Annotated in this window: 14 protein-coding genes; 8 read left to right on the forward strand and 6 right to left on the reverse strand. The window is 60.0% G+C overall.

From position 1 onward, the window contains the following. The first annotated feature begins 200 nt into the window (after window positions 1-200). Window positions 201-3,866, forward strand: coding sequence for a hypothetical protein (locus JFU47_RS28480; RefSeq protein ID WP_201187451.1), 3,666 nt, complete (start codon window positions 201-203; stop codon window positions 3,864-3,866). Window positions 3,867-3,876: 10 nt separating this feature from the next. Here JFU47_RS28480 and JFU47_RS28485 read toward each other — a convergent pair whose 3' ends face one another. Further along, window positions 3,877-4,464, reverse strand: coding sequence for a LysE family translocator (locus tag JFU47_RS28485; RefSeq protein ID WP_201187453.1), 588 nt, complete (start codon window positions 4,462-4,464; stop codon window positions 3,877-3,879). A 170-nt stretch (window positions 4,465-4,634) separates the two neighbouring features. On the opposite strand from JFU47_RS28485, the gene JFU47_RS28490 reads away from it, so the two are divergent. The 5 genes from JFU47_RS28490 to JFU47_RS28510 all read left to right on the forward strand — a co-directional run bounded on the left by JFU47_RS28490 (window position 4,635) and on the right by JFU47_RS28510 (window position 9,066). Next, window positions 4,635-5,255, forward strand: a complete 621-nt coding sequence (locus JFU47_RS28490; protein ID WP_140894510.1) for a LysE family translocator — start codon at window positions 4,635-4,637, stop codon at window positions 5,253-5,255. Between the two features lie 73 nt (window positions 5,256-5,328). After that, a complete protein-coding gene (locus tag JFU47_RS28495) occupies window positions 5,329-6,369 on the forward strand; it encodes a DMT family transporter (protein WP_201187455.1) in 1,041 nt (346 codons plus the stop codon). Window positions 6,370-6,449: 80 nt separating this feature from the next. Continuing rightward, a complete protein-coding gene (locus JFU47_RS28500) occupies window positions 6,450-7,532 on the forward strand; it encodes a bifunctional transcriptional activator/DNA repair enzyme AdaA (protein ID WP_201187457.1) in 1,083 nt (360 codons plus the stop codon). Between the two features lie 41 nt (window positions 7,533-7,573). Continuing rightward, on the forward strand, window positions 7,574-8,386 hold the full coding sequence (locus JFU47_RS28505) for an isocitrate lyase/PEP mutase family protein (protein ID WP_201187459.1): 813 nt from the start codon (window positions 7,574-7,576) through the stop codon (window positions 8,384-8,386). A 5-nt stretch (window positions 8,387-8,391) separates the two neighbouring features. After that, window positions 8,392-9,066 (forward strand): DNA-3-methyladenine glycosylase family protein, encoded by a 675-nt coding sequence (locus JFU47_RS28510; protein WP_201187461.1) that lies wholly within the window; start codon window positions 8,392-8,394, stop codon window positions 9,064-9,066. Between the two features lie 10 nt (window positions 9,067-9,076). On the opposite strand, the gene JFU47_RS28515 is transcribed toward JFU47_RS28510, so the two are convergent. From JFU47_RS28515 to JFU47_RS28525, 3 genes are all read right to left on the reverse strand, one after another. Further along, the gene (locus tag JFU47_RS28515) at window positions 9,077-10,174 is read right to left on the reverse strand and encodes an extracellular solute-binding protein (RefSeq protein WP_201187463.1); all 1,098 of its coding nucleotides are present in this window, start codon (window positions 10,172-10,174) and stop codon (window positions 9,077-9,079) included. Between the two features lie 3 nt (window positions 10,175-10,177). Further along, window positions 10,178-11,302: an agmatine deiminase gene (aguA, locus tag JFU47_RS28520; protein ID WP_201187465.1), complete on the reverse strand. Its 1,125-nt coding sequence runs from the start codon at window positions 11,300-11,302 to the stop codon at window positions 10,178-10,180. Window positions 11,303-11,402: 100 nt separating this feature from the next. Next, the gene (locus JFU47_RS28525) at window positions 11,403-12,287 is read right to left on the reverse strand and encodes a LysR substrate-binding domain-containing protein (RefSeq protein WP_201187467.1); all 885 of its coding nucleotides are present in this window, start codon (window positions 12,285-12,287) and stop codon (window positions 11,403-11,405) included. A 261-nt stretch (window positions 12,288-12,548) separates the two neighbouring features. Between JFU47_RS28525 and JFU47_RS28530 the strand changes: the two genes are divergently transcribed. Together JFU47_RS28530 and JFU47_RS28535 are read left to right on the forward strand one after the other, a co-directional pair. Next, entirely contained in the window at window positions 12,549-12,695 is a 147-nt protein-coding gene (locus JFU47_RS28530) for a hypothetical protein (protein WP_201187469.1), read from the forward strand. 37 nt (window positions 12,696-12,732) lie between these two features. Then, entirely contained in the window at window positions 12,733-13,221 is a 489-nt protein-coding gene (locus JFU47_RS28535) for a GFA family protein (RefSeq protein WP_201187471.1), read from the forward strand. Window positions 13,222-13,271: 50 nt separating this feature from the next. Here the strand turns inward: JFU47_RS28535 and JFU47_RS28540 are convergent, their stop codons facing one another. Further along, window positions 13,272-14,558, reverse strand: coding sequence for an ATP-binding protein (locus tag JFU47_RS28540; protein WP_201187473.1), 1,287 nt, complete (start codon window positions 14,556-14,558; stop codon window positions 13,272-13,274). Further along, window positions 14,559-15,266, reverse strand: coding sequence for a winged helix-turn-helix domain-containing protein (locus JFU47_RS28545; protein ID WP_140679439.1), 708 nt, complete (start codon window positions 15,264-15,266; stop codon window positions 14,559-14,561). Window positions 15,267-15,366: the final 100 nt, after the last annotated feature.

Below are 15,366 nucleotides of genomic sequence, written 5' to 3' on the forward strand. Positions count from 1 at the left end.
CTTTCGCATATACATACTGCAATACATCGCCCCACTAAGATATTTACCACGTCACCCGACACTTCGCTCACCCCGCGTCTGTTTCATACATATATGGATATATAGCTAAAACGACAACGCGCATCAGTTCAATTAGCGTAATGGGCAAGTTCCCTCCAGCCAGGAAACTTACTCACTTACTCGAAGATGGAACTTAAATCATGCAATTGCAAGAACAGGCCAACCTGGCTTCCGGCGATGAACGCCAACGAATGGCGATTACCCAAGCGCTCACCAACGCCATGGGGGATGAGGACATTCACCAGACCTTGGCGTGGCCGTGGGATCGACTGGCCGTTTCCTGCGTGCCCAACTCCGCCTTCCATGACGTTCATCACAGCAGCGCCGTTCTTTTGTCGCAAATGATTCGACAGCCCGACTTCCTCAACATCCGCGCCGAACAATTTATCCCCGAACACGCCAGTTTCCATATTGACCAAGAAGGCCGTCTCTATTACGTCCGGGAAGACATCAGCTCTTTCGGCCGCCCTGGCGATGCTGCTGAACAGGCCACCAACCACTTCTTCGCGCGCGTCGATATTACCTCTCATATTACCGACGTTGCCGAGTTCAAACAGAATCTGGCGTTACTGGCAAAGATGGCCAGGCTCACGGGCGGTTTCATAACTTCCAATGATCGAATTGCCGTTGGCCAATGGCTGCGTTTTCACAACTTGCCACTGCCCACCGATGAAGAAAGTACCAAAGCGCTGATTGACCTGCTCAACTTCGCCGTTATGCCGGACCTGCCGGACACCGCTAACTACTGGGCGCTGCTGGACGCTCCAGAGGATTCGCCCTTCGAGTTAACCAAGAGCAAACGCGCGATCATTCGTGACATCACCACGCAACTGACCGGCAACGAAATGCCCTTGGCCGAATACTTTGGCGCAGCGCTGGTGTTGGAAAACGCAGGATCGGACAAGCAGCCGCAGAGCCTCGAGTACCGCTTGCAACGGCTGATCAGCGACGCGAGCCTGCTGGATGAAACAGGGCAAAACTACATTGATGCGCTGGGTTGGTTCACCGACGAGTCAGGCCCCAAGGCGTCGAAACAATTTATCGAACAGTTGCTGATCGCCGCCATGCTGCTGGACCTCGATCCCGAGGTAGACACGGCCAACACGACGCTTGCAGGGTTCAACCTTTACTCCTCAGCTCAGGTTCAGCGCCAGCCTTGCGATGTCCGCAACGACCTGGAAGCGCATCTGATTCGGCGCTTCAAGCTCGATAAACTCATCGCCCCCCTGGTGGCCGAACTGGCATTGGCGGGTATGGCACCGGAGTATCTGGTGCGCGAACTACCCCCGTCGTTGAAGGTCGGAACCCCGGGCTGGGTCATCCTCTGCCAAGCCGTGGGCCTGGCTGAAAGCATTGTTCCCGGTTGCTCCCGGCGCCTGACCTATGAACACTTGCTGGGCTTTAGCCCGATCTCGGGGCTCACCCCGCAACTCAACGATTTGCACGCCATGGCGGGGATTGACCCGGTCGTTACGTGGGCATTGATGAATGGACTGGTCCAACGCGACGCGGACGGCAACCTGAGCCTCGAAACGATCAATAAAGGCATCGAGGCCTATAACGAGCATGTCGAGACGCTGTCTACCGCGCTTAACGCGATCAACAAGCCAATTCCCCGGCGCAAAGCCCTCGCATTGAAAGAGCTGACATCGAACGTACCGGCCTGCGACCCTCATGAACGGCTGGTCAAACACCGGGGCTCCGGTGGCGGTGGCGCAAGCAAAGTATCGGTGTTGGACTTGTACATGAGCGACCAACTTCACACGCAAGACTGGGGGCGTATCAGGGGCCGCGATATTTATCAGGAATTTCCCAGGCTCAAGCAGCTGTACCCGGTTGCCGACCTATATGAAACAGCCGTGCACGATCACTACAACGGCCTGATATCCGGCCTGTCGACCACGATTCGCTATGTGTTTTCACAGATGGAGAAATCCGATAAAAGATTTATCGAACATGGGCGATTGGCTATCTACCGCGTAGAAGCCTACAAACAGCATCTTTTCGCAGGATCAATACCCGAGGCGACACGGGAGCGAACGGGCCGTTACGGCGTGATTATTTGTGCGGAATATCAAGGCACGCTGGTTCGCTGCTTCGAGCTGTTCCCGTTGCGCTCTGAATGCCGGAGCACGCCGGAACTCAGGGAGAAAGTCGGTCAATACCTGTTTACTTATGAACAGGACGGCACACGGGGCAACTTTGTCAAAGACAACGGCCTTGTGGATGCGCCACTGGATCTGGATGCCTACTTTGAAAACGTTGCGCCGCGCAGTGATACGAAGTCTTCGGTATTCGTGCGCAAGATAGGTGAATTCGACAGTGCGTCGCACCCGACCCACTCCAATAAACCGATGGCTTACTTCAACGCCGAGCGCATAAAAGCCATCAGCGACCTGATCGCTGAACAGCATCCCTTCCTGGCCGAAAGTGAACTGGCGGACATGGGCCGTGACAGCACGGAACAGGAACTGGCGGCGGAAAAGTTCGATGTCATCTTTAATTCGCTGTTGAATTTGATCATTCCGTTCAAGGAATGCATCGAGGGTTTGTCTTCCGGTGTTCCGGCCAGGCAGCGGGGCGCGATCGCCAGTTGCGTGATGGACGCGGCGCTTGTTGCCTTTGTCTTTGCCAGCGTGCCGGCGCAAGTGGGCAAGGCCGTTGGAAAGAGCGCGTCATTGGCCACAAAGTTGTTGTCCGCGTCCCGGATTGGCACGCGCACCGTCGTTTCCCTGTTGAACCCGCTGGACGGAATACCGACCCTGCTCACGGGCGGAGTAAAACTGATGGGCAGAGGCGCGATAAAACTCGCCGGCCATACTGCCGCTGCGGTGCATATCGTCAGGGCGCAGCTGTATCGCCTGACAGGCGCCCATTCCTACAACCTGCTGCGCGCCCTCGACCACACCGGTGCGGCCGCACGGATCCGCATGAGCCTCGACACCGTAGCGCATGCGCGGGCGCTGTTTAAAAGCGATGGGCTCGAAACCGCGGAACATGTGCTCAAGCACCTGCAAGCCAATGATGCAAAGTTGCTCAAGAACGTTCCCCAAACGGAGCTTCAGCATTTGTTTGAAGGCTCGTTGACCGACCTTGCACGCCAGTCTGACACTGCTCAATCGCTGAAGAAGGTCCTGGATTCGGACGTTGTCGATTCGTTGATACGCCAGCAAGCGCAAAAGTTTTCCCTGGATAACCTGCAACAGTTCAAGGATCACACGACGCTGCCGGAGCTGTTCAACGACCTTCTGGAGGTGGAGTACAAAAACCTGACGGCCATGAATCAACATCAAAAAACATTACTCGCTTCGGACCTTGGCAAAGCACCTTACAGCGCCTTTCTCGACGATGTGTCCTTTAACCCGGACCATTTGACCGACAACACTGATCGAGCCGCTGCCTGGATTCTCAAAGCGTCGAGCTCTCGAAACGAGGTTGATAACATCAGGACCTTGCTTCGCGAGTTCAGCGGTAATGGCAAGTCCCTGACCGACCCTGCCGTTTACAAAGAACTGCATCGGCGTCTGGTGCCCGAAGCTACAGATGCCTTGCGCAGCCCTACTGCTCAAGCGCGTTACCCGTCCAACGTTTCGGGCGCAGCGATGCTGGAAAAACACCTGGCAGCCCTGGATTCGGCTCATGAGCACTTCGGCAAACAGATGCTGGGTGCATTCCTGGGCTACCACAGTTTTGTCGACGGAAATGGCCGCACGGCGCGCGCCCTCTATGCCATCACGGAACTACGAGCCAATCGGTTCAACGCCCTGCCGCTACCGGTAGAAAATGCACTGAGCGGTCTGGGTTGATGCGCAGCGCCTAAGTCCGAATCAAATATCCCGCGCACACCACCAAGAGCAACGCCATGCTTCGGTTAAACAACCGCATGCCTTTGGCGTTGCTCAAATACCCGCGCAAAAACGTCCCGGCATAGGCCCAACAGCCGACCGACACGTAGCAAATCACCAGATACACCGCCGCAAACTGCCAGACCAGTCGCGCCTCGCCATCCGCCACAAAAGCGCCCATGCCGGCCACGCAGGCCAGCCAGGCTTTCGGGTTGAGCCACTGCATCACCGCGCCATACAGCATCGACGGCGCCCGGCCTGACTCCTTCGCATCCAGATGCCCTTTGTCGGCGGCCAACTTGAAGGCCATGTACAACAGGAACGCCACACCCGCCCATTGCACCCCCTGCGTCAGCACTGGCCAACGCTGCAACACCTCATGCAGGCCTAATCCCATCAACACCAACAAAAGAACGAAACCCAGTGTCGCCCCGGCCACATGCCGTTGACTGGCGCGAAAACCAAACTGCGCGCCGGAACTCAACGCCACGATATTCACCGGCCCTGGCGTTATCGAGGCCACCAGTGCAAACGCCGCCATCGAGATCATCAGATTCATCACAGACCTTCTTCAATTCAGTTGAACGAGGCCTCAAGGTAAAGAGCGACCTGATGGCTGTATTGAACAAAACACCCCTCAGCTGTACCGCGCCCGCTGTCCACCACTGTATGGGTCAAGCCACCCCAAGCCTGTGATAAAAATGCCGTTCCTGCTTTTGGAGCCCCGCCATGGACCTCGCCACCCTCACCTTGTTTCTTCCGGCCTGCTTCGCCCTGAACATGGCGCCCGGGCCGAACAACCTGTTGTCGGTCAGCAACTCGACCCGCTACGGCTATCGCATCGCCTGTATCGCCGGGATCGGTCGGCTGCTCGCGTTCGCCGGCATGATCGCCCTCGCGTCGGCGGGGCTGGCGGTGGTGCTGCAAACCTCGGAATTGTTGTTCTACGGGATCAAGATTCTGGGGGCGGCGTATCTGCTCTACCTCGCCTGGCAATTGTGGCGCGCCGATCCCGGGACGGAAAACGTGGTAGCGGGCGCGCCGGTGGGGATGCTGGCGTTGGCGCGGCAGGAGTTCCTGGTGGCGGCCGGCAATCCGAAAGCGATCCTGATCTTCACCGCGTTCCTGCCCCAGTTCGTCGACTCGACCCACGCCGTATCGCCGCAATTCGCCGTGTTGGGTGCGTTGTTCCTGATGCTGGAATGGATCGCCATCGGTGCCTACGCCTACATGGGCCTGCACATGCGCCGCTGGTTCGCCGAACCCCGGGGCAAGCGGATATTCAATCGGTGCTGCGCGGGATTGTTGTCGGCGGCGGCTTCAGTGTTGCTGATGGCGCGGCGGGCCTGAAGTTATGGATTGACGGGATGCAACGCAGGTTCACACTGCGTGACATCCCGTATCAATATCCGACGAGCCGTGAATGAACCTGAACATTGTCTACGCCCTTGGCGCTGCCGCTCTTTTTGGCGCGAGTACACCATTGGCCAAGTTGCTGGGCCTGAACCTTTCGCCGGTCCTGCTGGCCGGGTTGTTGTACCTGGGCAGCGGACTGGGCCTGACGCTCATCAGACTGTTGCGTGACCGGGGCTGGCAGTCCAGCGGACTGAAATCGTCAGAGTGGCCCTGGCTGATCGGTGCCATCGCGTTTGGCGGCGTGCTCGGGCCGGTGGCGCTGATGTTCGGTTTGACCCTGACCTCTGGCGCCACGGCCTCGTTGATGCTCAACCTCGAATCGGTATTGACCGCCGTGCTGGCCTGGGTGGTCTTCAAGGAGAACGCTGACCGGCGCATCGTCGCCGGAATGCTGGCCATCGTCGCCGGTGGCTTGCTGCTGGCCTGGCCGCAGAACCCGGCGCAGTCACAGGGCTGGATCGGACCGTTGGCGGTAGCGCTGGCCTGCGTCTGCTGGGCGATCGATAACAACCTGACGCGCAAAGTGTCGGCCTCGGATGCGCTGTTTATTGCCGGCATCAAGGGGTTGGTCGCCGGAGTGGTGAACTGTTCCCTGGCGCTGTTGCTCGGCGCGACACTGCCACACCTGACGGTGCTGGGGCCTACGTTGATCGTTGGTTTCCTGGGGTATGGCATCAGCCTGGTGTTGTTCATTCTGGCGCTTCGTGGCCTGGGCACTGCGCGCACCGGCGCTTACTTTTCCACGGCACCTTTCCTCGGCGCGGCAATCGCCATCCTGCTGCTGGGTGAACCCGTCACGCTGACGTTTTGGGCCGCTTCACTGTTGATGGGCCTTGGAGTCTGGATTCATCTCAAGGAAAGTCATGCCCATGAGCATCAACATGAGGCGCTCAAGCATGGTCATCGCCACGTGCATGACGAGCACCATCAACATGAACATTCGTTCCAGTGGGACGGTACCGAGCCCCACAGTCACGAACATGAACACACGCCGCTGCACCACAGCCATCCACATTTTCCGGACATCCATCACCGACATAAGCATTAAACAATCCTCATGACGAATGACTGGAATTCTCTGTCGATTTTCCGGTGGAGGCGTTGGGCGACGCGTCTTATGCTCACCTCATGAACCTACAAAACGCTTTGCTTCCGCCCCACGCCGAGATGGTTCGCGCCATGCTCGAACGAGACACCGCCTACGAGGGGGTGTTCTTTACCGCGGTCAAAACCACCGGCATCTTCTGTCGCCCCAGTTGCACGGCGCGCAAGCCGAAACCGGAGAACGTCGAGTTCTTCGCCCATGCCGATGAGTGCATGTCGGCCGGCTACCGCGCTTGCCTGCGCTGCAAACCTCTGGACGCGGCGGCCATCGCCCCGGACTGGGTGCAGCAGCTGCTCAAATCGGTGGACGCCGACCCCGACCAGCGCTGGACCGATGCCCAGTTGCTGGCCGAAGGCATCGAACCGCTGAAACTGCGCCGCTGGTTCAAGCAGCATTTCGGCATGACCTTTCACGCCTGGTTGCGCACCCGACGCCTCGGCATGGCGTTGGGCGGGATCAAACAGGGCGATTCCATCGACAACGCCGCATTTGACTCGGGCTACGAGTCCCTGAGCGGGTTTCGTGATGCGTTTCAAAAGTCCTTCAAGATCACGCCCGGCCGCGCCGCCAACAGCGAGCCACTGCTGTTCACTCGCCTGACCACACCGCTGGGGCCGATGATCGCCATGGCCGAACGACGCGGGCTGGTGCTGCTGGAGTTTCTTGATCGGCCAGCGCTGACCAAGGAAGTCGAAGCATTGCAGAATCGATACGGCTATGCCGTCGCGCCAGGACATAACGCGCATTTGCAGCAGATTGAAGCCGAACTGACGCAGTATTTCGCCGGCAAACTCACTGACTTCAACGTTGCACTACACTTGCCGGGCAGTGATTTCGCCCGACAGGTCTGGGCCGAACTGGCGAAGATCCCGTACGGCCAGACCAGCACCTACGGCACCATTGCGGCGTTATTGGGCAAGCCCGGCGCCAGTCGCGCCGTGGGCCTGGCCAACGGGCATAACCGTCTCTCGATTGTTGTGCCCTGTCACCGGGTGATCGGCGCAGACGGCTCGCTGACCGGCTATGGTGGAGGACAACCGCGCAAGGCATTCTTGCTAAGGCTGGAAAAAGCGGCGGTGCAGATCACGCAACAACTCGCATTCTGATCATTTGCAGGTTTCTCAAAAGTCATAAGGAAGGACATTCGATGGACACGCTCGACAATCAATTTCATCAGTTCCACCACGACGGCTTGCTGATCCTCACCAATGTCGCCGATGCCGCCGGGGCGCGCATCGTGGAACAGTTGGGCTGTAAAGCCGTCGCCACCAGCAGCGCGGCAGTCGCCTGGGCTCACGGTTATCCGGACGGTAACGCCCTGCCCCTCGAACGCCTGGTATCGACAGTCGAGTCCATCGCCCGGGTGATCTCGGTGCCGTTGACCGTGGACATCGAGGCCGGCTACTCCGATGACCTGACGCGGGTGGCCGACCTCATCGATGCGGTGATTGCCGCCGGGGCCGTCGGGATCAATATCGAGGACGGTGCGTCCCCGCCCGAGCTGCTGGTGCGCAAGATCGAAATCGCTCGGCAGGTTGCCAGTCGCCGAAATGTGAAGCTGTTCATCAATGCCCGGACCGATGTGTACCTCAAGAGCCTGGTGCCCGCCGAAGATCGCGTGGCAGAGACGCTCAAGCGCGCCGCGTTGTATCAGGCGGCCGGTGCCGATGGGTTGTTCGCAGCTGGCGTTACCGCAGAGTACGAAATCGCTGCACTCTGCCAGGGCACCCCGCTGCCGTTGAACGTGCTCGGGCTCCCCGGACTGCCATCGCCTGAAGAGCTGAAAGCCCTCGGCGTACGCCGCTTGAGCGCGGGTTCACGCATCGCCGAGTTTCTTTATGGCGCCATGAGCGCACTGGCCAAGAGCTTTCTGGAAACAGGAACACTCGATAGCCGTGATCTTAAGGCCTTCACCTATGGCGAAGTGAACGCCCTGTTGGCGCCGTCCGGGAAAGCTTGACCTCCATGCCCGACGCCTATCTGCCCGCCACCGAGTTTCTATCGTCCATCGATGAGGATTGGCGCCGCCACATCGCCGCCATCGGCCCTTGCCTGCATCAGCCCCATGCGGCTCGCGATCCTTATGAGTCGCTGGTGCGGGCGATTGCCTATCAGCAACTGCATGCAAAGGCCGGGGATGCGATTGTCGGTCGGCTGCTGGCATTGTTTGGGACGGGCGCCTTCCCGAGGCCTGAACAGATTGTCGCGACTGACTTCGATCAACTGCGCAGTTGCGGCTTTTCCGCCAGCAAGATCGCGACCATTCAGGGCATTGCCCAAGCGGCGCTGGACGGAGTGGTGCCGGATTACGCCACGGCACTGGCCATGGAGGATGAGGCGCTGATCGAGCGGTTGATTACCTTGCGTGGGGTTGGACGCTGGACGGTTGAGATGTTGCTGATTTACAGCCTGGAACGGCCGGATATTTTGCCGGCCGATGACTTTGGCGTGCGTGAGGGGTATCGGCGACTCAAGGGGCTAGAGGTGCAGCCGACGCGCAAGCAGATGATTGAGATCGGGCTGGGGTGGCGTCCGTTTCGGACGGTGGCGGCGTGGTATTTGTGGCGGGTGCCGAAACCACCCCTCACCCCAACCCTCCCGAAACGTCGGACCGCCCGAGGGGGTAAAGGGTTGGGGTGAGGGGTCGATTTCAAAGCCCCGACTTCAACCGACTGAACGCCCGAATCAAAGCCCGGTTAAACGCCTTGCCATTGTCATTCTTGCTATACAACGAAGCCCTCACCTCGGCCGACGGATACGTCCCCGGATCATTGCGAATCGCCGGATCAATCAAGCCGTCCGCCGCCGTAATCGCATTGGCGTAATGGATGGTGTCCGTGATTGGCGCAATCACCTCCGGTGTCATCAGATAATCCATCAACGCCAGTCCCGCCTGAGGATGAGGCGCATCCTTGGGAATGACCATCGCGTCGAACCAGATCAACGTGCCCTCCTTCGGTATGCGATAACTCAGCTTGAACGGCTTGTTCGCAGCCTCGGCCTGTCCCGCGGCAATGGCCACATTGCCGTTCCACGACATCGCGACGCAGGTGTTGCCATTGGCGAGGTCGCTGATGTTCAGGTCATTGTCGAAGTAGCGGATATAGGGCCGAATCCTGGCCAGTTGCTGTTCGGCCCGTTTCAGGTCATCGAGGTTCTGGCGGTTGATGTCCAGGCCCATGTACTTCATGACCGCGGCGAACACTTCGTTGGGATCATTGAGCAAACTGACCCCGCAATCGGCAAATTTCGACACCACTGCCGGGTCGAACAGCATGGCCCAACTGTCCCGTGGTGCGTCGGGCAGGCGCTGCTTGATCGCCTCTTCCTGGTAGCCGACGCCGGTGGTGCCCCAGGCGTAGATCCCGGCGTAGCGATTGCCCGGATCGAACACGGCCATGTGCTGGCGGAACTCATCACCCACGCCAGCAAAATGCGGCAGCTGTTGCGGGTTTAGCGTTTGAATCGCACCGCTCTGGATCGCCCGGGACAAATGCTGGCCGGCGGTCAGCACCAGGTCATAGCCGCTGCGGCCGGTGAGCAGTTTGGTCTCTACGGTTTCCAGGGAGTCGAAGTGGTCGGCTACCACGTGGATGCCGGTTTTCTTCTCGAAATTGCTCAGGGTGTCCGGGGCCAGGTACTCGCCCCAGATGTACAGATTGACCACCGGTTTGGCGGTGTCGGCGGCCTGCACACACAGGGGTGCGAGCACCAGCAGTAATGCTTGGGTCAGGTTGTGCAGGCCCATTTTTCAAACTCCCTTTTTGTTGCAGGCACTGCCTGCGTACTGCGGCATGGTGATACAGGCGACGTTACCGCCGCCGAGGAGGATTTCCCGGGAGTTTTCGATACCGACGATTTTGTGTCGCGGGAACAGTTCGGCGAGGGTCGCCATTGCTGCCTGATCGTTGCGATCGCCAAACAGCGGCACGACGATCGAGGTGTTGCCGGCGTAGTAGTTGATGTACGACGCACAGATTTTGGTCCCGGCCTGACGGGTGTGCGTGCTGTCTTGCTGATCCAGGCCTTCGGCTTCCTCGGCGGTCCATTCCAGCACATCCGGTTGTGGCAGCTTGTGCACTTTCAGCTCGCGGCCACGGCTGTCGCGGGTGCTGCGCAGAATGTCGTAGGCCTCCTGGTAGATTTCCCATTGCGGATCATCGCGATTATCGGTCCATTGCAGCACCACTTCACCGGGACGCACGAAGCACGCGAGGTCGTCGACATGGCCGTCGGTTTCGTCGAATTTGCAGCCCCGTGGCAGCCAGATGATTTGCTCGGCGCCAAGGTAATCGGTCAATCGCCGGGTGACTTCGGCCTTGCCCAGGTGCTGGTTACGGTTGCGGTTGAGCAGGCATTGCTCAGTGGTGAGAATGCAGCCCTGGCCGTCGCTCTGGATACCACCCAGTTCGGCAATCAGCGGCGCGCGGTAGCGGTCGAACCGTTCGATTTCAAGGATTTTGCTGGCGATTTGATCGTCCTTGTCCCACGGGTAGTACAAGCCGCCGTCGAGACCGCCGTATGCGTTGAACTCGAAGTCCACGCCACGCACCTCACCGCTGTCGTCGTTGACCACAAAGCACGGGCCACTGTCACGGAACCAGGCGTCGTTGCAGGTCATTTCCACCACCCGCACTTGAGGCGGCAATTGGCGGCGAGCGGTGGCGAACTGCGCGGCGGAGGCGCACACGGTGACCGGTTCGCTCCGGGAGATGGCGGTGACGATCTGCACCCAGACTTTCTGCGCAGGCTTGGCGCCATTGCGCCAGACGTCGGTACGCTCCGGCCAGCCGAGCCAGCAACCGGACTTGGTTTCGAACTCGCCGGGTAAACGGAAACCATCGAGTTTGGGGGTGGAGTCGAGCAAACGTGCCATGGTCAAACCTCATCAGCGGGGATTGGAATGACCACAGGCTACGGTCGCCAGCGCCCTCCTCGCCAACGATGATTATTTCGGAATACTTGAATTCAACTCATCAATCGATCAGCTGATCGTTGAACCATTCCAGCATCTGCGCCACGGCCGGGCGCTCCAGCCTCACCCGCTCACACACCAGCGCATATTGGCCGAGTGCAGTCATGCTTGAAGTGAACGGCCGGACCAGACGACCGCTGAGCAAATCCTCCTGCGCGGTCAAGTTATCGCCCATGGCCACACCCTGGCCTTGGGCTGCCGCTTCCAGCGCCAAACCCGCGTGAGCGAAATACAGCTGCCGTTCGGGGCGCTGATCGCCGGCATGGCTGGTGAGCCAGGCGGTCCAGGTCTTGCCGTCCTGATCGTCGTGCAGCAGGCAGTGACGTGTCAGATCCTTCGGGGTTTTCAAGGTGCCCTGGTTGAACAGGCCGGGGCTGCACACCGGGAAGAACTGCAAGGCCGGCAACGGCCGGACAAAGTACGCGCTGCTGTCCACCGGGCCGGTGCCGTAAGTGATCGCCAGGTCGATGTCTTCCCCTGGCGCCGTGGCGTCGATCGGTTGTTCGTAGAGGTGCAAGGTGATGTGCGGATAGCGCGCGTAGAAATCCGTCAGGCGACTCATCAACCACTTTTGCGCCAGCTCGGCAGTCACCGCCAGGCGCAACACCGCCAGCGATGACGGGTCACGCAGTTCATCGCAGGCATCGCCGATCAGCTCGAAGGCTTGCTGCAGGCTTTGCATCAGGCGCCCGGCGGCCATCGTCGGGCGAATCTGCCGGCCCTCACGGATGAACAACGTCACGCCCAATTGTTCTTCGAGCTGGCGAATCTGATGGCTGACTGCGCTGTCAGTGACGCACAACTCCGCCGCCGCCCGGCCGAAATGGGCGTGACGGGCGGCGCATTCGAAGGTTCTGAGTGCGGCCAGAGAAGGCAGTCGTCGCATGGCAAAGGCTCCAATAGGAAGGCGCCCATGCTGCCCCGGCCATGGGTGGGCGTCCAGCGGGACCGCGTTATCGTTCTTCGCGAGCAGGCTCGCTCCCACAGGGGAATGCATTTCAAATGTGGGAGCGAGCCGGCTCCGGGCGGCGTTCCGACGAGGGGGCCTGCACAGCCACCGCATATCCAGCGCCATCACACTCACTTATGGGCAATGACTTCCCCCAAAACCCGGCGCATGTTGCCCCCTCAACCGGAGGGATTCGCCATGCTCAACGCGCTCAAACAGATCAACTCAACCTCGGCCTTTAACCGCTGGGCCGGTTTCGAAGTCACCCGCGCCGAGTTGTTCGCGCAAACCGGCGATCAACTGAAACGGGTGGCGACCGGCGATGCGATTCTGGTTCCGGTCTAGGCTGTCTGGATAAGCCCAAGACCCGTCGGAGGTTCCCATGCAGCTCGAAGGCTCCTGCCATTGCGGCGCGGTATCGTTCAGTTTGACCAGCGCCCACCCCTACCCGTATCAGCGTTGTTACTGCTCGATCTGTCGCAAGACTCAGGGCGGTGGCGGCTATGCGATCAACCTGGGTGGCGATGCCGGCAGCCTTAAGGTGCGCGGTCGCACGCACATCGCGATTTATCACGCACGACTCAAGGACGAAGGCGATAAACGCGCCCACAGCAGCACCGCCGAGCGGCATTTCTGTTCTCTGTGTGGTTCAGGCTTGTGGCTGTTCAGCCCCGAATGGCCGGAGCTGATTCACCCGTTTGCCTCTGTCATCGACACCCCGCTGCCGGTGCCGCCGGAGCACACGCACTTGATGCTCGGTTCCAAGGCGCCGTGGGTGGAAGTCGAGGCAAATCCTGGGGATCAGCAGTTCGACGTCTATCCCGAAGAATCCATCGCCGAGTGGCATGAGCGCCTGGGTTTAAGCCGCTAAGCCGGTTTTAAGATCGTTCCCACGCTCCGCGTGGGAACGATCATCATCTGTCAGTCGAGGTGCGCCCAGGTCATGCTAAACGACGCCCCGCCCCACGGCGAATCCGCCACTTCCACTTGCCCGCCATGGGATTGCGACACCCGCCGCACCAGCGCCAGGCCCAGGCCGAAGCCACCGGTGCGGCGGTCGCGGCTGGCGTCCAGGCGCGAGAACGGCTCGAAGATCTTTTCCCGCCCGTCCACCGGCACGCCGGGCCCGTCGTCGTTGACCCGCACTTCGTAGTCATCACCGTTGCGCACCAACGATACTTCCACCCGCTCATCGGCATAACGAATGGCATTGCGCAGCAGGTTGATCACCGCCCGGGCCATGAAACGCGGTTCGATGCGGACCTGATCGACCTGACACTCGACAATCAGCAATTGCACGCCGGCGGCTTCAGCTTCCAGCGCGACGCTGCCGACCACGCTGTCGAGCCAACTGCTGGCCTGAATGTTTTCCCGAGTGATCACCGTGGCGCCGCGCTCGAGGCTGGCATAGGTGAGCAGCTCGGACACCATCTCTTCCAGTTCGCCGAGGTCGGCGTACATGTCGGCAATCAGTTCACGGTTCTGGGCCGGATCGGATTGCTGCTTGAGTTGATCGAGTTCGAACGACAGCCGGGCAATCGGCGTGCGCAGTTCATGGGACACCGCGTTGGTCAGTTCGCGCTGATTGGCAATCAGGCCTTCGATGCGCGCCGCCATCAGGTTGAAGTGTTCGGCCAGGTCACGAATGTTCGAGCGCTTGGACAGCTGGATCCGCGACGACAGATCGTTATCGCCAAAACGCTCGGCCGCCAGACGCAGCTTTTCCAGATCGCGCCAATGCGGCCGTACCCAGAAAAGCAACACGAAACCGATCATCACCGCGATCATCAGATAAGCCGCGGCAATGTAGAACGGCATCAGACTCGGTTCGGCCGGCAGCTTGATGCTGAGCAGTTGCGAACCGTCGTCAATGCGCGAGATGAACTGCGTGTATTTGTCGCGAATCACCAGCAGGCCCTGGGCCAACTCGGCTTTCTCCTGCTCGGTCAGGGACAATGGGTCGGTCTCGACCAGGCTCAGGCCCAAGCCGTAGTGGGGGCGTACCGCTTCCAGTTGGCGCTCCCGGGCCGAACCGTCCAGACCGCGCAACTGCTCGGCCAGCGACCAGGCCTGGCCACGCACCGCCTCTCGGTTGTAGCTCTGCATCTGACCGTCGAGCAGCGCATCGAACGTGCGTTCGACGGTTTGCAGCCCCAGAACCAGGCCCACCGTCATCACCAGAAACAACCCTAAAAATAACCGCAGCATTTACAACTCCCACGCAAACGGATTGAACAGGTAACCCTTGCCCCAGATGGTCTTGATGCACACCGGTTCGCGCGGGTTGTCCTTGAGTTTGCCTCGAAGCTTGCTGATGTAGACGTCAACGCTGCGGTTGAGACCGTCGAACGCAATGCCACGCAGGCGGTTGAGGATGTCGTCGCGGGACAGGATCTTGCCGGCGGTGCTGGCCAGCAACCACAGCAGTTCAAATTCCATGGTGGTCAGTTCGATGCCCTCGCCCGCCAGCCGCACTTCCCGGCAGCTGCGGTCGATGCTCAGATGGCCGAATTCCAGAGCGCTGCACACGCCGCTCTCCGGCGTCTGGCGACGTTGCAAGGCGCGTAACCGGGCCAGCAGAACCGGCGGTTTGATCGGTTTGATCACGTAGTCATCGGCGCCGGACTCCAGCCCGAGGATGTGATCAAGGTCGTCTTCCTTGGCGGTAAGAATGACGATCGGCGTGTCGGAGACGCTGCGGATCTCGCGGCACACGTGCAGGCCGCTCTGGCCCGGCAGCATCAGGTCGAGCACGACGATTTTCGGTTTGAATTCGAGGAACGCCGCCAATGCGAGGTCGCCGCGATGCACCTGCCGGACCTCAAAGCCATGTTGCGACAGGAAATGCGCAATCAGCCCGGCGAGCTTCTCGTCGTCTTCCACCAGCAGTACTTTGCCAAAACCCAGGTTATCCATAACGCCCGTCTGCCAACCCTTGTGTGAAGTGGTCGGCATTATGGCGCCAATCGGTGACCGGACGGTTATCGCAGGCAGCAAAAACCGGCCACGGGGGCCG

It is taken from the genome of Pseudomonas sp. TH39(2020) (genome assembly GCF_016650715.1).
In the GTDB taxonomy this organism is placed as follows: domain Bacteria; phylum Pseudomonadota; class Gammaproteobacteria; order Pseudomonadales; family Pseudomonadaceae; genus Aquipseudomonas; species Aquipseudomonas mandelii_C.